At 63.9% G+C, this 23,436-nt stretch carries 19 protein-coding genes; 6 read left to right on the top strand and 13 right to left on the bottom strand.

Annotated features, from left to right (window positions below; translation table 11 throughout):
• Positions 1-108 precede the first annotated feature (108 nt).
• Together C466_RS15180 and C466_RS15175 are read left to right on the top strand one after the other, a co-directional pair.
• Positions 109-1,410: an RNB domain-containing ribonuclease gene (locus C466_RS15180; protein ID WP_004598751.1), complete on the top strand. Its 1,302-nt coding sequence runs from the start codon at positions 109-111 to the stop codon at positions 1,408-1,410.
• A 73-nt stretch (positions 1,411-1,483) separates the two neighbouring features.
• Positions 1,484-2,881 carry an MmgE/PrpD family protein gene (locus tag C466_RS15175; RefSeq protein WP_004598750.1) on the top strand — a complete coding sequence of 466 codons (1,398 nt, stop codon included), beginning with the start codon at positions 1,484-1,486 and terminating at the stop codon, positions 2,879-2,881.
• 193 nt (positions 2,882-3,074) lie between these two features.
• On the opposite strand, the gene C466_RS15170 is transcribed toward C466_RS15175, so the two are convergent.
• The 3 genes from C466_RS15170 to C466_RS15160 all read right to left on the bottom strand — a co-directional run bounded on the left by C466_RS15170 (position 3,075) and on the right by C466_RS15160 (position 6,233).
• Positions 3,075-3,524 (bottom strand): universal stress protein, encoded by a 450-nt coding sequence (locus C466_RS15170; protein WP_004598749.1) that lies wholly within the window; start codon positions 3,522-3,524, stop codon positions 3,075-3,077.
• A gap of 122 nt (positions 3,525-3,646) precedes the next feature.
• Positions 3,647-4,912, bottom strand: coding sequence for an MFS transporter (locus C466_RS15165; RefSeq protein WP_004598748.1), 1,266 nt, complete (start codon positions 4,910-4,912; stop codon positions 3,647-3,649).
• A 127-nt stretch (positions 4,913-5,039) separates the two neighbouring features.
• Positions 5,040-6,233 (bottom strand): MFS transporter, encoded by a 1,194-nt coding sequence (locus C466_RS15160; RefSeq protein WP_004598747.1) that lies wholly within the window; start codon positions 6,231-6,233, stop codon positions 5,040-5,042.
• A gap of 179 nt (positions 6,234-6,412) precedes the next feature.
• Between C466_RS15160 and C466_RS15155 the strand changes: the two genes are divergently transcribed.
• Positions 6,413-7,660, top strand: coding sequence for an acyl-CoA dehydrogenase family protein (locus C466_RS15155; RefSeq protein ID WP_004598746.1), 1,248 nt, complete (start codon positions 6,413-6,415; stop codon positions 7,658-7,660).
• A gap of 654 nt (positions 7,661-8,314) precedes the next feature.
• Here C466_RS15155 and C466_RS15150 read toward each other — a convergent pair.
• From C466_RS15150 to C466_RS15130, 6 genes are all read right to left on the bottom strand, one after another.
• Positions 8,315-10,579 carry a TRAP transporter permease gene (locus tag C466_RS15150; protein WP_004598745.1) on the bottom strand — a complete coding sequence of 755 codons (2,265 nt, stop codon included), beginning with the start codon at positions 10,577-10,579 and terminating at the stop codon, positions 8,315-8,317.
• Between the two features lie 74 nt (positions 10,580-10,653).
• Positions 10,654-11,679 (bottom strand): TAXI family TRAP transporter solute-binding subunit, encoded by a 1,026-nt coding sequence (locus C466_RS15145; RefSeq protein WP_004599872.1) that lies wholly within the window; start codon positions 11,677-11,679, stop codon positions 10,654-10,656.
• Positions 11,680-11,869: 190 nt separating this feature from the next.
• Positions 11,870-13,384: an acetyl-CoA hydrolase/transferase C-terminal domain-containing protein gene (locus C466_RS15140; protein WP_004598743.1), complete on the bottom strand. Its 1,515-nt coding sequence runs from the start codon at positions 13,382-13,384 to the stop codon at positions 11,870-11,872.
• Complete coding sequence (locus tag C466_RS15135) at positions 13,381-13,989, bottom strand: MaoC family dehydratase (RefSeq protein ID WP_004598742.1); 609 nt, start codon at positions 13,987-13,989, stop codon at positions 13,381-13,383. Before C466_RS15135 ends, C466_RS15140 begins: the two co-directional genes overlap by 4 nt.
• 90 nt (positions 13,990-14,079) lie before the next feature.
• Positions 14,080-14,208 carry a hypothetical protein gene (locus C466_RS17490; protein ID WP_004598741.1) on the bottom strand — a complete coding sequence of 43 codons (129 nt, stop codon included), beginning with the start codon at positions 14,206-14,208 and terminating at the stop codon, positions 14,080-14,082.
• A gap of 643 nt (positions 14,209-14,851) precedes the next feature.
• Positions 14,852-15,862, bottom strand: a complete 1,011-nt coding sequence (locus C466_RS15130; RefSeq protein WP_004599871.1) for a tyrosine-type recombinase/integrase — start codon at positions 15,860-15,862, stop codon at positions 14,852-14,854.
• A 428-nt stretch (positions 15,863-16,290) separates the two neighbouring features.
• On the opposite strand from C466_RS15130, the gene C466_RS16240 reads away from it, so the two are divergent.
• The 3 genes from C466_RS16240 (at position 16,291) to C466_RS17180 (ending at position 19,028) form a co-directional block, all read left to right on the top strand.
• Positions 16,291-16,506, top strand: a complete 216-nt coding sequence (locus C466_RS16240) for a winged helix-turn-helix domain-containing protein (RefSeq protein ID WP_004598739.1) — start codon at positions 16,291-16,293, stop codon at positions 16,504-16,506.
• 132 nt (positions 16,507-16,638) lie between these two features.
• Positions 16,639-18,423 carry a hypothetical protein gene (locus C466_RS16670; protein ID WP_152420194.1) on the top strand — a complete coding sequence of 595 codons (1,785 nt, stop codon included), beginning with the start codon at positions 16,639-16,641 and terminating at the stop codon, positions 18,421-18,423.
• A 437-nt stretch (positions 18,424-18,860) separates the two neighbouring features.
• Positions 18,861-19,028: a hypothetical protein gene (locus C466_RS17180; protein WP_193366057.1), complete on the top strand. Its 168-nt coding sequence runs from the start codon at positions 18,861-18,863 to the stop codon at positions 19,026-19,028.
• Between the two features lie 881 nt (positions 19,029-19,909).
• Here the strand turns inward: C466_RS17180 and C466_RS16665 are convergent.
• From C466_RS16665 to C466_RS17680, 4 genes are all read right to left on the bottom strand, one after another.
• The gene (locus C466_RS16665) at positions 19,910-20,662 is read right to left on the bottom strand and encodes a hypothetical protein (protein WP_152420193.1); all 753 of its coding nucleotides are present in this window, start codon (positions 20,660-20,662) and stop codon (positions 19,910-19,912) included.
• Positions 20,663-20,962: 300 nt separating this feature from the next.
• On the bottom strand, positions 20,963-22,669 hold the full coding sequence (locus C466_RS15120) for a DUF7845 domain-containing protein (RefSeq protein WP_004599870.1): 1,707 nt from the start codon (positions 22,667-22,669) through the stop codon (positions 20,963-20,965).
• A 103-nt stretch (positions 22,670-22,772) separates the two neighbouring features.
• A complete protein-coding gene (locus C466_RS15115) occupies positions 22,773-23,078 on the bottom strand; it encodes a hypothetical protein (protein ID WP_004599869.1) in 306 nt (101 codons plus the stop codon).
• 112 nt (positions 23,079-23,190) lie between these two features.
• Positions 23,191-23,433, bottom strand: a complete 243-nt coding sequence (locus C466_RS17680; protein WP_080505986.1) for a DUF7563 family protein — start codon at positions 23,431-23,433, stop codon at positions 23,191-23,193.
• Between the last annotated feature and the right edge of the window lie 3 nt (positions 23,434-23,436).

Raw genomic sequence — 23,436 nt, 5'->3', positions numbered from 1 at the left:
GTCCCGGCCGCGCGTCCCGACCGCACGCGGAGCGCTCGCCGCTCGCGCCGCCAGCGCCGCGCTCCCCCGCCCGACAGGCCTTTCTAACGGACCCGCGTTGGTGGAGGTATGTCAGACGACGAGCCGAAGCAAGGGTCCGCCGAGGACCAGGGCCCCGTGACGATCACGCCGGCGCTCGCGGACCGCCTCGCGGAGAAGCGCGAGGAGCTGTTCGAGGAGTTCGAGATCCGCGACGAGTTCCCGAGCGAGGTCCTCCGCGAGGCCGAGGCCCGGACCGAGGGCGTCTACGAGGAGATCGAAGCCGAGGTCGACGAGCGCGAGGACCTCCGCGACCTCACCACGTGGACCACCGACCCGGTCGACGCGCAGGACTTCGACGACGCCATCTCCATCCAGCGCGAGGAGGGCGCCTACCGCCTGTGGGTCCACATCGCCGACGTGACCCACTACGTCACGCCCGACACCGCGATGTGGGAGGAGGCCGTCGAGCGCGCCAACACGGTCTACCTGCCGGACTACACGATCCACATGCTCCCGCCGGTGCTGGCGGAGACCGTCTGCTCGCTCGTCCCGAACGAGGACCGGCTCGCGCACACCGTCGAGATGGAGATCGACGACGAGACGCTATCCTTCGAGGACATCGACATCTACAAGTCCGTCATCAACTCCGACGAGCGGCTCACCTACAAGGAGTGCGAGAACCGGCTGGAGGACCCCGACCTGCCCCTGAGCGAGGAGAACCAGCTCGCCTTCGAGCTCGCGGACCGGATGCACGAGCAGCGCAAGGCGGACGGCTCGCTCGTGTTGAATCCCCGGCGCGACCGCGCGCACACCATCATCGAGGAGTCGATGCTGAAGGCGAACAAGGCGGTGACGCACACGCTGATGTGGGACCGCGGCGTCGAGGCGATGTACCGCGTCCACCCGCAGCCGACCCCCGACCAGTGGAACGAGGCCTTAAAAGAGATCCAGGAGCTCGACGGCGTCTCCATCCCCGGCGACGCGTGGGGCGACGACCCCCGGAAGGCGGTCAACGCCGCCCTCGAAGAGTCCCCCGAGCGCCAGCTCAACAAGATACAGCGCGCCGTGCTGAAGGTGATGCCCCGCGCGAAGTACATGAACGACCCGTTCGGGGGCCACCACGCGCTCAACTTCGACATCTACGGCCACTTCACCTCGCCGATCCGCCGCCTGTCGGACACGATCAACCACTGGATCGTCCACGAGAACGACGTGCCCGAGACCCTCGTCGAACTGTGCGACCACGCCAGCGACAAGCAGAAGGACGGCGAGACCGCCGAGCGGCTCTACAAGCAGTTCCTCCAAGAGCAGGGGCTCGACCCGTACGCGGTCAACAACCGCGGCGTCGAGGTCGTCGAGGACCCCGAGGAAGCGAAGCACACGGCCTGACTCGAGCGCGGGTCCCTCGAACCGTGACTGCCGCGGAGCGAACCTTGATTGCCGGCGGCGACGACCCGCCGACATGGTAACTGACCGCATCGTCGACCACTGCCTGTCGGTCGACGCCGACCGACCGGACCTCCCGGCGCACCTCCTCGACTGGTTCGCGGTCGCGATCGGCGGCGCGACCCACGCGGACTCCACGCCGGCGATCCTGGAGGGCGTCCGGTCAATCGCGGGACCGACGCCCGACCCGGCGACCGACGAGACCGCGACGCTCCTCCCGAGCGGCGAGCGGCTGACGCCGGCCGACGCCGCGCTCGCGAACGGGGCGCTCGCGCACAGCCTCGACTTCGACGACACCCACCTCGCCTCCTCGCTCCACCCGGGCGCGCCCGTGGTCGCGGCCGCGCTCGCGGCGGCCGAGGGCGAGGCGACGGGGGACGAGGAGATTCCCGCGGACCGGTTCCGCGCGGGCGTCGCGGCCGGCTACGACGTCGCCTGTACGGTCGGGGAGGCGGTGGGGCCCGACGCCCACTACGACCGCGGGTTCCACGTCACCGCGACCTGCGGGACCTTCGGGGCCGTCGCGGCCGCGGGCGTGGTCCGCGGCCTCGACGCCGACGAGCTCCGGGACGCGTTCGGGATCGCGGGGAGCCAGGCGGCCGGCTCGCTCCAGTTCCTCGCGAACGGCGCGTGGAACAAGCGGCTCCACCCCGGGCTGGCGGCGCGCCGCGGGATCGAGGCGACCGACCTCGCCGCCGCCGGATTCGTCGGCGCGGCCGAGCCCCTGGCGGGCGAGCACGGCTTCTTCGCCGGCTACTCCGACGAGCCGAACCCCGCCGCCGTCGATCGGATCGGCGAGCGCGACGCGGTCGCGGAGACGGGTCTGAAACCCTACCCGTGCTGCCGGTACCTCCACTCGGCGATCGACGCGCTCCGGGAGATCGCCCCCGAGGTCGACCCCGACGCGGTCGAGAGCGTCGAGGTCGCGATTCCGAGCGCGGGCGTCCGGCTCACCGGCGAGCCGATCGACGCGAAGCGCCGGCCCGACGGGTTCGTCGACTGTCAGTTCTCCGCGCCGTTCGCGGCCGCCCTGACGCTCACCGAGGGGACCGCCGACGCCGAGGCGTTCCTGCGAGCCGTCGGCCGACTCGACGAGCCGCCGCGGTGGGACGACCCCGAGATCCGCCGGCTGATGGACGCGACGAGCGTCGGAACCGACCCGGAGATCGAAGCGCGGTTCCCCGAGGAGTGGGGCGCTCGGGTGACCGTCACCGCCGGCGGCGCGACGCGCAAGGCGTCGGTGAGCGTACCGCTCGGCGAGCCTGAGCGGCCGATGCCGGCCGCGGAAACGGAAGAGAAGGCGGCCGGGCTGCTCGCGGGCAGCGGCGTCGACGCCGACCGCCTCGCGAGCACCGTCGAGTCGCTCGGCGGACGGTCCGTGGCGGAGCTCGTCGACGCGGCGACCGCGGAATAAGGACGCAGAGTGAGGAGACAGAGTGAGGACGCAGAGTGAGGAGACAGAGTGAGGACGCAGAGTGAGGAGACAGAGTGAGGACGCAGAGNGGACGCAGAGTGAGGAGACAGAGTGAGGACGCAGAGTGAGGAGACAGAGTGAGGACGCAGAGTGAGGAGACAGAGTGAGGACGCAGAGTGAGCGGGCGAGCCGCTCAGTCGTCGGAGGGCTTTCCGACGATCACCGGGCGGTCGGCGTTGAGGATGACCGACTGGCTGACGCTGCCGAACAGCGCCTTTCCGACCGGCGAACGCTTGCGCATCCCGAGCACGATCGCGTCGACGTCGCGGTCGCCGCCGACCGCGAGGATCGCGTCCGCGGCGTCGCCGACGTGGAGCTCGCGGGCGTGGGCGATCCCGAGCTCGTCGAGCCGCGCCTCCACGGCCTCCAGCGAGTCGGGGATCCCGCGGAGGTCCTCGATCGACTCGTTGATGTCGTCGATCACGGACGAGCCCGCCTCGTCGGCGGGCGCGTCGACGGACTCGTACACGTGCAGGAGCGTGACCTCGATCTCGGCCGCGTCGGCCGGGAGCGATTCGAGGATGTCGACCTGCGAGAGCGCGCGGTCCGTCTCGATGTCGACCGGCAACAGGACGTTGTACATGCGACGGGGTTGAACGCCGCCCCTCTTAAATATCCCCGCCGGATCCGAGCGGCCGCGAACGCCGCGCGGTCGGCGAGTCGTGCGCGGAGGGGCTGCCCGGCAGAGCGACCGGCGGGCCGGGGTCAGTCCCGACGCGTCGCGAACCGCGCGACCGCGGTCGCCGACAGCGCGCCGAGCGCCGCGATGCCGGCTAAGACGACGAACAGCTCCCGGGGGCCGGCGCGGGTGAGGACCGTCCCGGCCAGCGTGGAGCCGAGCGCGCCGATCCCGAAGATCCCGACGTACGTGTAGCCGAACGAGAGGCCGCGCGCCTCGCTCGGCGAGTACGCCGCGACCGTCGCCTGCGAGAGCGGCTGGACCGTGAACAGCGCGACGCCGAGCGCGAGCGACACCGCGAGGAACGTGGCGACCCCGCCGGTCGCCGGGACGAAGAGCAGCGCGAGCGCGGACAGGACGCCCATCACCGCGACCAGGCCTCGCTCCGGCGGGACGCGGTCGGCGATCCGCCCGCCGAGGTACTGGCCGAAGACGCCGACGGTGAGGACCGCGACGTAGAGGTACCGGCCCACGTCGAACTGGTCGGCGTACGGGCTCGACGGGTCGACGAGCTGGACGTCGACGAGGCCGCCGAGCACGTCTCCGAGGAGGTCAGGCAGGAACGTGAGGAACGTCCGGTAGTAGAGCCCGCTGAACGTGACGAACGCGAACACGACGAGGAAGCCGCCGGCGATCAGGACGCGCGTGTCCGTCGCGATCGACGACAGCGAGACCTCGCCCTTCGTCCCGCCGGACGAGTCGTCGGCCGAACCCGCCTCATCGACCTCGCCCGACGAAAGCGCCGCGTCCACGTCCACGGTGACGCCGTACGCGGCGACGACGACCGCCGGGAACGCGAGCGCCGCCGTCACCAGCCGCCAGTCGAACGCTAAGAGCAGCAGCGCGGTCGCCAGGGGGCCGAGCGCGATGCCGAGGTTGCCGCCGATCCCGTGGTAGCCGAGCGCGGTCCCGCGCCGGTCGATCGACTTCGAGAGCAGCGACAGCCCCGCCGGGTGATAGACGCTGGCGGTGAGCCCCCATATCGCGATCGCCGCGGCGAGGACGGGGAGCGTCGGCGCGACGCTCACGAGGAGGAACGAGCCCGCCATCCCCGCGAGGCAGGCGAGGATGAGCGGCTTCGACCCGAAGCGGTCGACGAGGACCCCGCCCGGCAGCGCGCCGACGCCGAACAGCCCGTAGCCGAGCGTGACGACGACGCCGAGCGCGGCGGCGGTCGTCGAGAACTCCCCGACCCACACCGTCAACAGGATCGGGATCGACAGCTCGTAGGTGTGGACGAGCCCGTGCGACCCCGCGGTGAATTTGACGATCCGGCGCTCGGCGGCGTCCATGTGGGTCCGGGGTTCGTCGGGTCGGCTGATAACGTCGGGGGTAGCCGCCGCGGTTGCCGAGAGTCGGGGGCGGCGGCTCGGCCGGTCGCTCAGAGGCGGCGCCGCGCCGACCGGCGCAGCGGCCGGGTTACTCGGCCATCGCCGTCTCGCCGACCGGCGGCTCGGCGCGGATGACGGCGACGACGATGACGGCGGCGACGAGACAGATCCCCGCGAGCAGCGTCCAGCTCGCGCGGTAAGTCGCCGTGTCCGCGAGGTAGCCGAACGCGGGCGGGGCGAACAGCGCCCCGGAGGTCAGGGCGACCTGACAGCCGGCGGTCGCGCTCCCCATCTGGTCGGCCGGGACGAGCGTCGCCATGACGGAGTAGTAGACGCCCGTGAAGCCGAGGACGAAGAAGCCGAGCGCGGCGAACGCGACCGCGGCGGTCGCCGCCGTTGAGGTCCGCGCGACCACGAGGAACAGACCCGCGCTCGCGACGGTCTGGACGAGGAGGATGGCGCCGATCCGGGTCTGGGGCTCGCCGGGGAGGTGGTCGGAGAGCCACCCGCCGAGGAGCCGGCCGCCGCTGCCGAACAGCTGGACGATCGCCAGCACGGTGCCGGCGAACGCGACCGACGCGCCGACGGACTCCTCGACGTAGAGCACGGTGTAGCCGGTAGTTGTGAAAAGCGCCGCGCCGAGGAACAGCCCGGCGACGACGAGCAGCACGTACGGCCGGTTGCCCGCCAGCCCGCGGAGGTCCGGCCGGCTCGCGGACCCGCCGCCGGCGCCGCGGTAGAAGACGCCGAAGACGACCGCGACGACGAGGCCGAACCCCGCGGCGATCAGGAAGCCGGCCTGCCAGAAGAGGTAGCCCGCGAGCCCGGTGACGAGCAGGGCGCTGATCCCGCTGCCGCCGGTGACGCCGACCTGTTTGATCCCCATCGCGGTGTTCTGTCGGCCGGGCTGGACGCTGTCGTACACCGCCTTGTTCGTCCCCGGCATCGCGGTGCTGTAGACGGAGCCGAGCAGGAAGACGGCGACGAGGAGGAGCGCGTAGGAGGGCGCGCCGGCGACCAGCACCATCCCCGCGGCGAGGCCGACGAGGCCCAAAGAGAGGGTCCTGCGCTCGCCGACGCGGTCGGTTATCGCTCCCACCGGCAGCAGGAACAGGGCGTAGCCGAGGGTGAGCGTCGTGACGACGAGCCCGACCTGAAACCGAGAGAGGCCGAACTCGTCGCGGAAGAACGTCGTCGCTGCGAAGACGGTGTAGTAACAGATGCTCGCGGACACCTGCCAGAGCGTCACCAGCGAGACGGTGCGCCAGTAGGAGCGGTCCATCCACCAGCAGCCACCACGTCCCCGTTCATAAGCGGTGCCGTCGCGGCAACCGGGCCGGCGCCGTCCCGGTAATCGAGCCGGTCGCATCCCGGCAATCGAGCCGGACACGGCCGCGGAAGGAGGGCGGCCCGGTTGCCCGCTCACGAATCCTTATGAGCCGCGACCGGGAGGGGGAAACCATGACACAGGACTGGCGGGACTCCGTCGAGCTCACCCAACAGCAGTCGCTCGTGCGGCGCAGCATCCGCGATCTGTGCGCCGACTTCGGCGACGAGTACTGGCGCGAGCGCGATCGGACGGCGACGTACCCGACGGAGTTCGTCGACGCGCTCGCCGAGGACGGCTGGCTCGGCATGCTCGTGCCCGAGGAGTACGGCGGCGTGGGGATGTCGACGAGCGAGGCCGTGGTGATGATGGAGGAGATCGCCGCGAGCGGCGGCGGCTTCGCCGGCCCGCAGTCGATCCACGGCGGGATCTACAACTCCGTCCCGATCGTGAAGTACGCCGACGAGGAGCTGAAGGAGGACCTGTTGCCGCGGGTCGCCGACGGCGACGCCCGCATCCAGGCGTTCGGCCTCACCGAGCCGAACGCCGGGTCGGACTCGACGGCGATGGAGACGTCGGCGGAGCGCGAGGCGCCACGCGCCTCGGACCGGAGCGGCACCGCCGCGGAGCGCGACGGCGACGAGTACGTGGTCAACGGCGAGAAGGTGTGGATCTCCCGCGTCGAGGACAGCGACTACCTCCTCCTGATGGCGCGGACCACCCCCCGCGAGGAGGTCGAGAAGCGCACCCGCGGCATCTCGATGATCCTCGTCGACCTCGAGGACGCCTACGGGAACGGCCTGGAGATCGAGCGCATCCCGAAGACCGCGAGCCGCGCGGTCCACTCCTACCAGCTGTACTTCGACGACCTCCGGGTCCCCGCGCGCAACCTGATCGGCGAGGAGGGGCGCGGCTTCTACCAGGTCCTCGACGGGCTCAACGAGGAGCGGCTGGTGATCGCCGCCGAGTGCCTCGGGCTCGGCGAGGTCGCCCTGGAGCGCGGCATCGAGTACGCGAACGAGCGCGAGGTGTTCGGCGGCCCCATCGGCGCCAACCAGGCGGTCCAGCACCCGCTCGCGGAGGCGTACGCCGACCTGCTCGCGGCCAAGAAGGTGATCTACAGCGCGGCCGACCGCCTCGACGACCTCGAGCGCACCGAGGCCGGCGCGGAGGCGAACGTCGCGAAGTACCTCGCCGCGGAGGCCGCGTTCGAGGCGGCCGACGCCGCGGTCCAGACCCACGGCGGCTTCGGCGTCGCCCGCGAGTACGACGTCGAGCGCTACTTCCGCGAGGCCCGCCTGACGCGGCTCGTCCCCGTCACCCAGCAGCTCGCCCTGAACTACCTCGGCGAGCGCGTCCTCGACCTCCCGCGATCGTACTGACCGAGCCCGAGGCGAGCCCCGGAGGCGACCGATACCGGTGACGTACGGTTTTAAATGACAGCCGGTGGAGAGCGACTGCCATTTATAAATAGCGTGCCGTGGCGCGTGCCTGCGAGGCCGCACCGCGGCCGAGCAGCACGGCGCGAGGGAGTCGCGAACGAAGTGAGCGACGAGGCTGGGGAGGTGTGAGGCTGCGGTGCTGTGCGTTCCCGCGAGCGAAGCGAGCGGGAGCACGGAAGTCGCAGCCCGCGCAGCGAAGCGAGCAGGAACGTCTTCCGGAGGGGCGGGACNGTGCGTTCCCGCGAGCGAAGCGAGCGGGAGCACGGAAGTCGCAGCCCGCGCAGCGAAGCGAGCAGGAACGTCTTCCGGAGGGGCGGGACGCAAAGGGGCAGCCGCGAGGACGGCGCAGACGACGTAAGCACCGCAGGAACGAGCGCAGCGAGTAACGAGGAGCGCAACGAGTGTGCGCCGTCCTCGTGGCTGGGGCTTTGACGGTGTTCTCCGCCGATCGTGATCAACTGTTTATAAATAACCGACTGGAGCTTTGGCGGTGTCTCCCGGCAATCCGAGTCGTTGATTCATAACGACGGAGTGAACGAAGTCGAGGTCGCCGCGTCAGCCGACCGAAAAAAATCCCCCGACGAATCGCGTCCCCTACCGCTTCCGACCGGACAGCGTCCCGGCCGCGCCGCGCAGCGTGCGGAGGGGGTTCGGCCGGCCGATCACCGTCTGGAGCACGTACAGCGCGAGGACGGCGGCCAGCGCCCCCACCTGAACGATCTGCATCGGATGGACCATCGCCACCACGCCGGCGACGAAGAAGGCGATCCGCAGCCCGAAGGTCTGTCCGCGGCCGAACACGAACTGGTAGTTGATCCCGTGGATGATCGCGATCGAACCGAGCATCGCGAGCGCGCCGGCCGACAGCGACGCGTAGTTGAACGTCCCGGAGACGAGTTCGGGGTGGTAGGCGAACGCGAAGGGGAGGACGAACAGCGGCGCGGAGATGCGCAGCGCCTCCTTACAGCTCCCCCAGAACCCGCCGCCGGAGATGCCGCAGGTGACCGCGACGCAGGTCGCGATCGGCGGCGTCAGCCCCGCCAGGATGGCGGCGTAGAACACGAAGAAGTGCGCCGCGAACTCGGGCACCGCGAACTGGCTGATCAGCGTCGGCGCGACGAGCAGCGCCACGACCGTGTAGGCGGCCGTCGTCGGCATGCCGAGGCCGAGGATGATACAGATGATCATCGCCAGCACGAACGCGACGATGGCGATGCCGCCCGAGAGGTCGAGCAGCGTGAGCGAGATGGCGGTCGGGACGCCCGTCGCCATCAGGATGTCGACGACGCCGTTGATCGCCGCGAGGATGATCGTCACCGGCGCGACGACGATCACGCCCTCGCGGAAGCCGTCGACCGTCTGTTCGAGCGTGTCGACGAGCGCCTCGCGGTTGCTCTCGCCGTCGAGGGCCGCCTGGATCTGCGGGATGCCGATCCCGAAGACGATCATCGAGAGCGCGGTGTACAGCGCCGCCGTCATCACCGTGTACTGGAGCACGCCCAGCACGTAGATTAAGATTAGAAGCGGGATGCCGTACTTCACCGACTCCAGGACCATCGTCCGGCGGTCCATGCTCTCGTTGATGAGGCCGTCCATCTCGGGGTCGTCGATCTGCGGCGCCGCCACGTAGTGGACGGCCATCGCGATCGAGACGACGAGTACTGCGGCCGGGATCAGCCCGGCGATGATGACGTCCACGTAGGTGACGCCGGTGATGAGCGACGCCATGATGAACGCCCCCGCGCCCATCACGGGCGGTAGCACCTGTCCGGCGGTCGACGCGACCGCCTCGATCCCGCCGGCGGTCTCCGGTTTGATCCCGTTCTCTTTCATCAGCGGGATGGTGAACGAGCCGGTCATCCCGGCGTTGGCGGTCTGGCTCCCGTTGACGGAGCCGATGACCGCGCTCGCGATGACCGCGGTCTGGGCGATCCCCGAGTCGACGTACTTCGCCGAGCGGACCGCCAGCCGGAGGATGAGGTCGAACGCGCCGTACGCTTTCAACAGCCCCGCGTACAGCAGGAATAAGGCGATCCACGCGGCCACCAACCGAGTGAGGAAGCCGTAGAACCCGTCGACGCTCACCACGAGGATCCGGAGGATACGCGAGGGGCTCAGGCCGCCGTGACTCAGGGCACCGGGCATGTACGGCCCCGTCAGCCCGTAGCCGATACCGATGAGCACGACCGCGAGGAAGGTGATCCCGAACGAGCGCCACGTGAGGTAGATCATCGCGAGCGTGAACGCGAACGCCATCGCGATCTGCGCCTCCGTCGCGCGCCCGACCGTGTCGATCGCGACCTGCTGGTAGTTCAGGAAGAGGTAGCCGCTCGTGCCGAGCGTGATCAGCCCGGAGACGACGAGCAGCCCCGTCTCGAACCAGTTGCCCTCGATCAGCGGCTCGTCGAGCTCGGAGATCACGTACAGCGCGAGGATGCCGCCGAGGAACGCGACCGCGTACTGCCCGCGGGGCATCTGCTGGGTGTACGAGTACCACATGACGATCATCCAGAACGGGATCGAGTAGGAGATGAGCGCCATGCGGAGCCGCTCTTCGATGCCGGAGCCGAGCCAGAGGATCAGCCCGGCGATCCCGGCGACACCGATCACGCCGACGACGCCGACGATCGTCGCCGAGCCGTCGATTTCGGCGCCGAGAAGCGCGGGCGCGACGACGGTGGGACCGAAGACGACGAGCACCCAAAACGGCAGCGAGAGGAGGTACAGCCAGAGCTGTTTGCTCCCGCGGTCGCCGTCGGCGAGGTCGAGGGGCTCCTCGTCGCCGAGCAGGCTGTCCTCGGGTACCGGGTCGTCTGGCGGATCGGTCGGATCGGTCGGTGTGTCTGGGTTAGTGGCCATCCGTCGGAAGGGTGGGGCGTGTGTTACGGGTGAAAGTGGCGGTTTCCGCGCGGTGCCGCTCGTCGGTCAGGGGGTTACTCGTCGCCGCGGCTCCAGGAGTCGTCCCAGACGTCGTTGTCCTCGAAGAAGTTCGCCACACCGGCGTGGATGTCGATGTCGGGGATAACCGTCTGGGTCATCGCTTCGGGCGAGTACTCCAGGGTCGTCGGGTCGGACTCGCGGAGCGTCTCCTCGTGTTCGATGGCGAGACGGCAGATCTCCTCGGTCGCGCGGGCCGGGATGTCGGGGCTGAACGCCCACTGGCCGGCGAGCGACCAAGTCGTCATCGTGTCGGTGTAGGCGGTGACCTCCTGCTCGTAGCCGTACGGGTCGATCTCCTCGAGGATCGCGCCGGGGTGATCTTCGATGACCGAGCGGAACTCGTCGTCGACCTCCAGCAGGTTCAGGCCGCCGCCGCTGCGCACGTCGACCTCCTGGCACCAACCCGAGAGGTTGACGCCGTTGGCGCCGTACAGGCAGAGCGCGTCGACGCGCCCCTCCTCGACGGCGCCCGGGATGTCGCCGGTGTCAACGTTGAGGATCTCGTTCGGCTCCCACATGCCGGCCTCATTGAGGATCTCCTCGGTGAGCAGCCGCGTCCCGAAGCCGGGCTGGATCGGGTAGATCGTGTACCCTCCCTCGCGGAGGTCCGCGACGGACTCGACGTCGCTGCTCTCCAAGCCGACCCAGTGGATCTGCAGCGAGGTGAACAGGAACCCCTGGTCGGGGAGCGTGTCGACCGGGTCGTCGGCGAACGGGCCCTCCTCGTTGAGCGCCTTCGACAGCGAGTTGTTGTCGACGCCCATCGCCGGGATGTCGCCGCTGTCGTACGCGTAGAGGTTCGCCGTCCAGCCCTGCGTCTCCTGGACGGAGATGTTGAGGAAGTCGCTGTGCTGGGAGGCGGCGCGGGCGAGCGCCTGCCCCGCCGCCTGCGTCGAACTGCCGGTCGACGTCCCGCCGATGGTGACCGTCACGTCGCCGCTGCCGTCGCCGCCGTCGCCGCCGTCGCCGCCGGAACAGCCGGCGAGTCCGACGGCGCCCATCGCGGCCGCGCCCTTCACAACGTCGCGTCGAGTCGTCTTGTCACTATCTACCATGTAGATTCAGCAATACTGTGAATTGGTAAAAGGGTATCGTCGCACCCGAGAATTGACGGAAAGCGAGGGGATCGGCCGGGAAACGATACTACGGAGCGAGTTACTTTCCGTGTTTTTTCACCGCTTACGAGTTGGAAAAACGGATCGCCCTCGATCACGTATCAGTCGAGTTCCATGAGAACGCCGAGGGGAGATGGTGCGGCGTGTTGCCGCCGCCGTCGTCCGCTCGCGCGCGGTACGCCTCGAGGTCCTCGCGGAACGAGGGGTCGGCCACCGCGATCAGCTCCTCCGCGCGCTCGCGAGGCGAGCGCCCCCGGAGGTCGGCGACGCCGTGTTCGGTGACGACCACGCTCGCGTCGTGCTCCGAGTGGTCGACGTGCGGCGTCAGCGGGACGACCCGCGAGACGTCGCCGCCGACCGCCGTCGAGGGGAGCGCGACGACGCCGAGCCGGCAGTTGCGCGCGAAGTCGCCGCCGCCGCCGATCCCGTTGACGACGCGGGTGCCGCCGATGTGGGTCGCGTTCACGTTGCCGTACAGGTCGACCTCGACGGCGCTGTTGACGCCGACGACGCCGAACCGGTCGATGAGCTCCGGCGCGTTCGAGACGTCCGCCGGCCGCAACACCACGTCCTCGGCGTAGCGCTCGACGTCCGCGAACAGGCGGTCTTGCCCTTCGCTCGACAGCGCCAGCGAGGTGGCGCTCGCGCCCCGGAGGTCGCCCGCGTCGAGCATGTCGAGGAGGCCGTCCTGAACGACCTCGCCCACGTACGCCACCTCGCGGTCGCCGAAGTCGACGTCCGCGAGCGCGCCCATCAGGGCGTTGCCCAGGCTGCCGACGCCGAACTGGAGGTTCACCGCGTCGGCGAGCAGGGGGTTGCGGTCGAGTTCCGCCTCCAGGAACTCGCCGAGGTTCGCCGCGATCGCCTCGTCGGTCGCGGAGACCTCGCGGAACTCGTAGGGGTCGTCCGGCCGGTCCGTCTCGACGACCGCGGCGAGCTTCTCGGGGTCGAACCGGACCGCCGGCCCGCCCGTCTCGCCGAGGGGGTCGTCGAGGGGGATCGGCGACCGGTTCGGCGGGTCGTCGCGGACGTGGACGTCGTGGACGCGGGCGAGGTCGAGCGGCTGCGCGCGGTTCACCTCCACCACGATCCGGTCGGCCGCGCCCACGTACGCGGGCGTGTGGCCGATGGACGTGGAGGGGACGAGCCAGTCGGGGCCGACCGCGACCGCCTCGACGACCGCTATCGTCTCGCCGCGCATCCCCGCGCGAAGCCCGCCGAACCGCACCTCGTCGGCGAGCCGCGAGATGTGACGGTCGTGGAAGGCGAGCCGGCCGTCGTTGGCCGCCCCGCGGGAGGTCTCGTTCGGGACAAACGGGTAGCGGCGGGCCATGTCGCCGGACTCGACGAGGTCGCGGTCGATCTCGTCGCCGACGCCGCCGCCGGAGACCACGGTGAGCTCGCGCTCCTCGTCGGCCGCGGCGATCGCTTCGGGGACGAGCTTCGGGTAGCCGACGCCGCCGAACCCGGAGACGAGCAGCGTGGCGGTGGCGGGGACGAGCGCGGCCGCCTCCTCGGGGGAGGCGAACGGCAGGTCGCCGCCGAGCCGCGTCGCCGGGACCGGATCCTCGAGCGTCGGCGCCGCGGGGCCGGACGGCGCGGGCGTCACTCCAGGTCCTCCGGCTGGGTGCCGATCCCCTCGGGCCAGCCAGTCGGCTGCGCGGCGCTCGGCTGCCCGTGCGAGCGCTTCAGCACCATCGGCGTGCGCTCCAGGGAGAGCACCAGCTCGTCGTTCTGGTTGTACGCGCGCAGCTCCGTGGTGACGATGCCGACGTGGTCCCGGGAGGAGGACTCCCGCTTCTCGATCACTTCGGACTCCGCGAACAGCGTGTCGCCGTGGAAGACCGGCGCGTGGTGGCGGATCTCGTCGTAGCCGAGGTTCGCGGTGGCGTTGGCGCTGACGTCGATGACGCTCATCCCGACCGCCAGCGCGATGACGAAGGTGCCGTCGACGAGCCGTTCGCCGAACTCCGTCTCGGCGGCGTACGCCTCGTTGAAGTGCATCGGGTTGAGGTTCATCGAGAGGTTTGTGAACCAGACGTTGTCCGTCTCGGTCACCGTCCGCCCGTAGGGGTGTTTGTACACGTCCCCCACCTCGAAGTCCTCGTAGTAGCGCCCCTCCCAGCCGCCGACGAGCCGGCGGTCCGTCTCTCCCGCGTCGCCGCCGTCCGCCTCGGCCCCGTCACCGTCGTGTGCGTCGCTGTCGCGTGCCATACCGACCCCGACAACGAACGACTAAAAGAGGGTTGCGCTCGCGGCCCCGTCCGCCGGATCGGTCGCTCGCGGCCGACGCCGTCGCCGGCGCTATATCGAGGAGGTGTACAGCAACATCCCGACTGCGGCGATCGAGACCAACAGGATCCACGCGACCATGATGACCCCCATCTGACGGTGCGTGAGGTTCGTGCCCTCGAGTATCTCGGAGACGCCCATACGCGGAGGGATTCGCCGAGAGTATTTAATCGCTTCCAACGGAGGAAGTGGACTCGCTGGATTTCGACCGGAACCAGACGTGCTCGCTCGCGACGTTGCTCGCGGCGCAAAATTATGGACTCGCGGGGNGCTTCCAACGGAGGAAGTGGACTCGCTGGATTTCGACCGGAACCAGACGTGCTCGCTCGCGACGTTGCTCGCGGCGCAAAATTATGGACTCGCGGGGGGTCCCGCGAGGGAACGACTAAGCGAACGAAGTGAGCGCAGGAGTGGACTCGCGGGGATTTGAACCAGAACCAGACGTGCTCGCTCGCTTCGCTCGCTGCGCGCGACTGGTAGGGTTCAAATCCGCGCTCGTTACAGANTGGACTCGCGGGGATTTGAACCAGAACCAGACGTGCTCGCTCGCTTCGCTCGCTGCGCGCGACTGGTAGGGTTCAAATCCGCGCTCGTTACAGATTTGCGCCGCTCGCGACATTGCTCGCGGCGCAAAATTATGGACTCGCGGGGGACTGATCGACCCGCGCGGTAGGACCCACCGACGGCACGGCCTTCATCTGCTCACCTCGCGGATTATACGACGACNATGGACTCGCGGGGGACTGATCGACCCGCGCGGTAGGACCCACCGACGGCACGGCCTTCATCTGCTCACCTCGCGGATTATACGACGACGGACTTGCATACGCTCGCGTTCCGACCGCTTGTCGTAGTGCTTCTCAAGCACCTCTTCCGTCACATCCATGCGGTCACTCACCACCTCGCGCGGGTACCCATCGTTCAGATCCCGTGAAATCGCTCCTTTCCGAAGCGGGTGCGGAGAGACCGAGGATGGACACTTACTCGCCGTCTTCTGGCCCGTCGCTTCGCACTCCGCAACGACGCGATCGTGCGGACACTCCCCCCAAACGCACGGGCGGCTCACTCGGTAGACCGTCTCGCGGATCGAAGTCTTCGACAGTCGACCGTACCTGGAAGTGAACATCGGTCGACGGCCGTCGTCGTCGAGCTGATCATCACGGGTCGTCGAGAGGGAATCCTCGATGACCGCCGCAACCTCCGGGCGTAGCCATACGTCTCGCTCGCCACGCTCGCCGTTCTTGAGCGGCGTCGACGGGGGACGATGACGGATCTGTATAGCCGGTTCGTCACGGTCGTAATCCTCCACGTCGAGCGCGTACGCCGCTCCGGCACGCATCCCCGTTTCCCACAGTAACAGGAAGATCACGTGGTCTCGGCTCGCGTACCGGAACGTATCGAGCGCGTCGAGAATCTCGCGCGCACGGTCAGCCCGAAGCACGTCGTCGTTGACCTCATCGCCGTCGCTAAGTTCCGGCATCGGGACCGACTCACGAAGTCCGTCGCTCACAGCATCGATGCTAGCCCAAAAATCGAGCGCGACCCGAAGCGTCGCGAGGTGATTCTTTAGAGTGACATTCTTGACCGACCCCTTCCGGCGGTTGAAGAACCGAAGAATCTCCCGCCCGGTCAGGTCGTTCAGATTGTCGACCTCCCGATCCTCACAGAACTCAACGAACGGTTTCAGCCGATACTTGTGGTTCTGCCGGGTGTGGTCCGCGAGTTCCTCACTCCGGCTTTCGAGATACATCTCAACGCCTTCCTGCGGCGAGAGGGGTTCGAGATCGTCGCTCACGCTGACCCCTCCGTGTTCTTGGAGACCATCGATTCCGACCGATGAGCGGGTGTTAAAAAGAGAAGATCCTGACGCGGGCAGTGAAACTGAAAGGGGTCGTGTCCGGCGATTGTGTTGCGGTTCCTCGGTCGATCGGGGATTTCATACCCCGGCGCGTGGTGGTCGGACATGGCTTTCGTGCTACTTCACGGAAGCCCACGCGGACCCGCTGTCCTAGCAGCGGGGTCCGCTTTTGCGAACGATTGGACCCATCGGAGTGGACGGGTCCGCGAGATTGCTTCCGTTAGTCGATCTTAATGGACCAGCGTAATAAGTTTGATTACGATATCGTAATATGAAATTGTTAAATAGTATTCTAAGGGCTGGACTGATAATTGACCCCTCCGCATATTCAACTCATTGTGCCTATTAGAAATCGGCCGAGTTGGATGACTCGATCTGATTATTACATCCTGGAAGCTATGGCTGACCCGGAAATTCTTCATGTACAATCTCCAACAATATTGGCATATAATCTAGATATATCTCGACCGTATGTGTCAAATCGGCTTGGAGAGCTAGTAGAAAGGGGTTTTGTGGAAAAAGTAGAAGATGGAAAGTACAGAATTACTGAAGAAGGTAGACAAATACTATCGCAAGAATGATTGAATATCTTTAGATTTCTAAATAAATCGGGAGACTACTCACAACTGAGCAGGTAGTTTAGACAATGCTCAATATATTTTAGCCGAAGGGTCTATTAGTTAATCGAATCCTTAGACACAGATAGATGACATATGGACCCTTCTAAAGTCGATGAGAACCTGGATGTCGAACAAATCCCTTGGGAACATGATGACGTTACCTCATATATTGATGATCTGACCGGGGGCAAACAACCTGAGGATATCCTAGACGAGCAGATTGAATTAATTGAGGATCTTGATGGAGAAGCTGCCCTCGAAAGGCTAGTAATAGCTGATATAGCAAATTCGATAATATCGAGCGCGGATGTTCCAGATGACGGAGCTGGTCTTCCACCTGCACTACATAAATATCTGATTGTCCTAATTTTAGCGCACAGTTCAACATCTGGAAAGAGAGATGTTAATTATACAGACTTGGCAGGGCCGATCTTAGATCTGTCTTTGAAATACCTACACGATACAGATATTAATGCTGAATCACCACCAGATGAGAAGCTAAAATCGAGAGTCGAACATTCACTTAAAGAACAGGTATTCTTAGCTGGTAAGTGGAAGTTCTCTAAGCAACCGATTGAGGCATCAAAAAGGGCCTATAGTCCCCACAACGAGCAGCTTAAGAAGGAATTGGGATTCACTATCGAGGAAGCTCTCAGGTGCGCAGATTACATTGAAGAAAAAACAATTGAGAGGAGAGAAGAAATAATAGACGATGAATTTAGTCAATTAGTCCAGAGGATGGCTCAGTCCGGACATACTATTGATGTTTTAAATCAGCAATATGACGAAAAAGGAGACATAGACAATACATCTGGAGGAGAGGATTTCAAATCTGACTCCAAATTTTTAGATCAGCTGTATACAAAATACTGCGATTCGGGTGGGTCCTTTTTCGTAGATTATGATAACATGATTAGCGATCGTCCGGGAGATATCAAAAAAGACGTACTACAAGATTTTGTTGATAGAATGTCTGATAATTTGGGTGATGTCGATTCCAATCGGAATTTTAGATGGCCGTATCAATTCAATCCACTTTCTGAAACACCGATTGTCCAAGTAGAGGATCGGTTACTCGTTCCTTCTGGTGATGCTCTTCGATCTGCCCTAGAAAGCACATTCTATTATGATTTAATTAGTCTAGAAGATTACGGCAGTTCTGATGGTACCCATGGTGGTGAATTTGGTCGTATATTTGGTGATTACGTGGAAGATTGGGCTTATGATTGCCTCATGAAATTATATCCTGAAGAAGATGTATATAAAAACCCACTTCGGCCAGGTTCATATGAAGAAGCCTGTGACATTCTTGTGGAGGGGAGAGATACGTTATATGTAATTGAGTGTAAGACAGGGAAGATTCCAATTCATCTCAGAAATAGTGACTTCGATGCTATACAAGAAGAACTGAATTCAAAGGTTGGCGAAGGATACACAGATCAGGCGCTACCTCTTGTTCAGGAACTTCGAGATGGCACTATTGACGAACTGGTTTACGATGGTAAACTAGTCGAGATTAGTGACTACAACAAGTATCAACCGATAATCCTGATTGGCGAGTCCTATGATTCGGTTGCGACATATCTTATTGACGTAATCGTAAATAGCGAAAGCGTACCACCATATGTTATTGACATTTATTGTTTTCAAGTGATTACCGAATTTTTTGAAAGTCGAGCAAGATTTGAATCATACATTAGGAAGCGACTTCGGTTATTTAATGATAAGTCCATCATCAGCGGCGACGAAATAGATTACTTGGGATTATACTATCTGAACGACTACTCTTTCCCAGAGATGGAAAAGAATAATTTTGTGATAATGGAGGACATGGGGAGGGAGATCGCTGAAGAGATTGGATACAAGTTCGGTCACTAAATCAACCACGTGCGTGTAGCCTCAACCCCGACATCCGTCAGAAATGAGTGTCAGGTCCGCTGATTGTAATCTCGCTCCCCTTCTCGGGCTGACACTTCCGTCTATCAGTGAGATTGAGGTCGGTGCGACCGTTCATTCATAACCTTCGATATACATGGGGGTCGCGACTCCGTCGGTTTTGACTGGCTGACTCGACTTTGTTTTTATACCCCTCCGTCGTCAACAGTCGACAGCGTCGATCGGATTGAAATCACGCTCTGTTTGATGCACTTTCAACGCCTCTGGGGCAAGGCGAAGTACATAGATCGCGGATTATGAATACATCTACGTCAGATCCCACGGGGTCGTGTCGAGAACCAGCTTCCAGCGGGTTTCACGCTCTCCCAACGAGTTCGTTGAGCGATTGTNCCTTCTGGGAACCGAACGAGGTACGATCCATGGCCAACGCGCTGAACGTGCGCCTCGGCTTCTTTGATCGATCCATCCTCGGCGACAAGCCCGTCGAGCTTGAGGTGCTGCTTGTCGATCGTCACGGTTCCGCTCCCGTCGCGGTCAACGAGACTTTTGAAGCCCATCGACCCTCGCAGGCACGGTGGTTCACTTAAAGATATCTCTGAGTGATACTCGGGGACCAAAGCACGGTATCAGAGAGACTGTTTCAGACTGAATTAGTGAATATGAGGNGGTTCACTTAAAGATATCTCTGAGTGATACTCGGGGACCAAAGCACGGTATCAGAGAGACTGTTTCAGACTGAATTAGTGAATATGAGGCTCTGTTGAAACCCCATTATTCAGGCAAATGATTGTCTGAAACAGCCGGTCACTGAAGAGTGCGTATGTGTTATATTAAGCAGTACATTTTCACGTGGTCCGGCTCACGAATCACAATCCGAGGAGTACAAATCTAATACCATAGAACACGATAACAACCCCCGCGATCCGGCCAACAGTAATCGACAGTTGAGTCATTTCGATATCAGCCGCAGTTTGTTTTGTCCCCCATGATTGCGCGATGCGATAGTATTTATTCATAATAGGAGGATGTACTGCGAACATCCCGCCTATAAATATAGATATAATTCCAAATCCTATCAGCGGAAGACTGATCATAAGATATTGTGGCAGGGACCCAAGCAAATGTCTTGTCCCTCCTGTTCGGTCATAGGTTCATTTTGATAGGCACTTGTCCTGTATTGACCACAACCGGAGCGGAATATATCACCGATTGAGGATTCACCAGAGCTGAATATAGAAGCCGAAATGTCGAGCTTCCCTGAATGAACCGAACGGTTGAATAGACAGACTCCGATACGATTCGCTGATTCATTCACCTGCCCGCCCCGGCGCATACCTCTGTTTATACGCGTGCGATCTGGGTGGGAAGTCCGAATCTTTGGGGGATCGTGTGGCCGAGGTTTGATCAGAGATCTTCACGAACATCTACCGGCGTGATATCCAACCGCAACCCAAACAGAGGTTATCACCTATTTTTGATGGACAGAATCCATGCTAGTCTTCTGGCTAATATTATTTATTACATCTTCACATAGGTTCGAAGCAATTTCTAGATGAATCCGAACACCAATTGATAGGCTCTCATCCCAGTCTTTAGACAACATATTCGACTCAATTTGGCGCTCAACTGTTCGACGATTGTTGCTTGGTAACTCCTCCATACTCTCGATCAAATTCTCAATCGAATCTGCTTGCGTATATTCTTCTCCGAACTGTTCTCCAAAATTCTGAGTGTCGATATTAGTATTCTCAAATATTTGATTAAGAGTGCCGGAGTTGTCAAGAGACTTGTCAATAACATCGCCCATATCAACATCATCCATATTGCTCTGTTCTCTTTGACCCATCTCAAACAGTTCATTAACCGACTCTTCTGCTGGTTGTTCTTCAGTCGCTTCAGTGACAGCAGATAGCTTCCGGAATACCGTCGCTAAGTTGTAAACTAGTTCTGCAGTCTTTGAATCGACATCTTTGGGGTACGGGTTTGCTTTTTCATTGAGGCGTTGAGAGATCTCGTAGGCCTCTGTTGAGATATTCCCGTAGTTTAGATTTGATCTGGTCTGCGCGCTCATACAGAGACCATATCCGTGACTAACTAGCGAGAGTGATTCCTCATACCACTCGTCGATTGTTTGTTGTCGTTTTGACCTGCGCTGTATACCATATCTAATCCCCTCGGCTCCAATTGCTCCCGCCAACGCGGCTGCTATCTGATCTAGCATTTACACTGATCCTTGTTCGAAGTTTAATAATTCCTCTGCCGTGATATGATATTCTTAGAGCGATCAATGTCCCGTTGCGGAGACGGTGTGGTACCTTAGCTGTGTGGCCTTAGCCACACCCCTAACCGCCAACCGACCCCCCGGCGTCGGTTCGGCGTCGACGAGCAGCTTGTCGAGCCTGGATCCGCGCTTGTGTTGCGGTCGAGATCGTCGCGAACCTACCAGTCGAGAGGGTCGGTCGAGGCGAAAACGGCCGCGAAAAGAGGATCTGGATAGTGTTGCCACTCACGAGGGGCCGCGCTACCGGAGCGTCTGGCCTTTCCCCCACGCGCTCCGCACCGGGCGGATCTTCGGACCCGACGCGTCCCGGTAGTGCGACACCGCTTCTTTCAGCCGCTCCGGATCGCGACCCGCACCGACCCAGTACCGCTTGAGTCGCGTCACCAACTCCGACCAGGACTCGTCGGCGAGGTTCCCCATCCGCACGCGGAGGTGTGCTTCACGCTCATCGATGTGGATCCCGTTCGCTTGGCAGAACGCGATCAGTTCGTCCGTCCGCTCGTCGAGGGACGCACGCTCGGCGTTCTGGACCGCGTTCGCCGCGGTCCCCATCGCCTTCCGCACGCCCTCACGTGCCGCGTCGAGCGCCTCAACAACCTGCTCCGCAACGTGGTGAGACCGCAACGCCACCGATCCCTGCTCGCGAACGACCATCTCCTCGATCCTTCGGAGGCCACGCCGGACACTGTCCGGATGCCAATCGTGTTCGTCCGCGATCTCCGCCGGCGACACGTCGCCGCCGTCCGCGACGAGCGTCTTGAGCGAATCCCACTCGACCGGCGAGAGTCCGTCTGCGAGCTGACGCACGACCACGTTCCGCTGATCGCTCTCGACGCGTTCGAGGTTCAGCGGCAGCACACGCGAACGGTCGACGGTCTCCGCCTCGAAGTACGCGTCGTCGACGAACGTGCGACCACTACCCGGTCCGTCGTCGTCAAGCGGCTGTGTGGGGAGCCCCGACTCGTTCAGCGTCGCGAGGATCGCCTCTTCGAGTTCGTCGGTGATCTCCGCGTGATCGACAGGCCGGAGCGTCTCATCCCACCGGCTCGACTGATACGACGCCTCGACCTTCGGGTGCGCGAGCGGGTGATCGTCCGGGAGAGACTCGGCGTTTCGCGCGTAGTAGTGCTTGAACTCCTTCGGAACCCGGTGATCGGGAAACGCCTCGCGGACCCGCTTGGGCCCGAGCGTCACCGTGTGGTAGTAGCCGGCGCGCTCCGTGTCGTCCTGTACGAGCTTCCGGTATCCAGACCGGTCGCTTTCGAGTAGGTGACCCATCCGCGCGAGCGGCCCCTCGCGAGAGTGGATCGCACCGGATACGTCCCGATCAAGGCGAACGTACCGCGCCGCGTCGATCACGACGCTATACTCCTCACGACGGTCTGTGAAGTACATCGGATCGAGNGATACGTCCCGATCAAGGCGAACGTACCGCGCCGCGTCGATCACGACGCTATACTCCTCACGACGGTCTGTGAAGTACATCGGATCGAGTGTCCCCGCGCCCGCCGCCCGATGAATCACCGTCTCGATCTCGTCGAACTCGACGTTCGACGCGTTTACCCGGACGTTCACCGCATCACCGAGATCCCACAGCGGCCGCGCGACCGAATTCCCTTCTTTTGATTCGAGTCCGCGCCACCGCGGCTGGATGAGCGCCTTCCCCTTCCGCTCACCAACTTCGTCGTTCGCGACTGCGTTCAACCGGAACTCGCGCAGTGTGTCGAAATCGACACGCGTTCCGTCTGGTGTCTCGCCACCGTCCGGCGGCGCGAGCCCGGACTCCTGATACGAGAGGGTGACCCGCCACTCTTCGCCGTCAAGCGTGAAGCCCCCGCGCCGGCTCCCGGTCGCGTCGACGAGCCGGGCGGCACCGAACCAGGCCCCAAGTCCGGAGTACACGTAATTCGCCATGTACTCGTGCGGGGCCGTCTCGACGGCTTTCATCGCGAGCGCCCCTCGTGGTTGAGGTAGCAGCCGGCACATTCGACGCGACCTTCGCGAACACGAACCGAGGGGCGCTCGCGGCCACACGTCTCACAGGCGCGCCTCACGCGAACACCACCACCAGATTCACCGCGGCGACGGTGGCGCCGATCGTCGCGATCCCAAGCCCAACCCACCCGGGCGCCTCCAGGGCGTCGGCGGCCGTCGGCCACGCACCGCAACACAAGCCGACGACTGCGAGCATCGCGACCACCGTGGGCAACTCGCCCATTGCGAGCAACTCGCGGACGATCGGGTTCGCCTCGGCGCTCGGACCGACCTCTCGGGCCGCGAGGATCGTCGTCGTTGCGTCGAGAACGCCGTGCGACGTGAAGATCGCAGCGGCCTCACCGTGCCGGTCCCGGGTCACGCGGACCGCCCCCGTTCGGCGTCGCGCTCCCAGCGGAGTCGGGCGGCGTCACGGACGTGCTGCCGTGGACCGCGAGCCGGGTCGTACAGACGACTCGCGCGGACGAACGGGCTCATCCAGACAGCCCTCCGTCCCACGGCTCGCCGGCGTTGCGTGCGGGGCTCGTTTGCGGGTCCGGCGTGTCAACATCTTTCCCGGCCGCGCTTCCCTCGCAGATCCGCACCCACGAGTCGCACTCAGGGCACCGGTGCGCGAGATCCTCCCCGTCACCGTGGACCCGACCGAAGTTCGCCGGAAGGTGCGCACCACAGTGCAGACAGGTACTCCGGCCACCGTCGGGGTCGAGTCGGTTCACCGC

The sequence above is a fragment of the Halorubrum distributum JCM 10118 genome (assembly GCF_000337335.1).
GTDB classification, from domain to species: Archaea; Halobacteriota; Halobacteria; order Halobacteriales; family Haloferacaceae; genus Halorubrum; species Halorubrum distributum.
The sequence above is the reverse complement of the archived record's forward strand: the minus strand, read 5'-3'. Positions and strand labels throughout refer to the sequence as shown.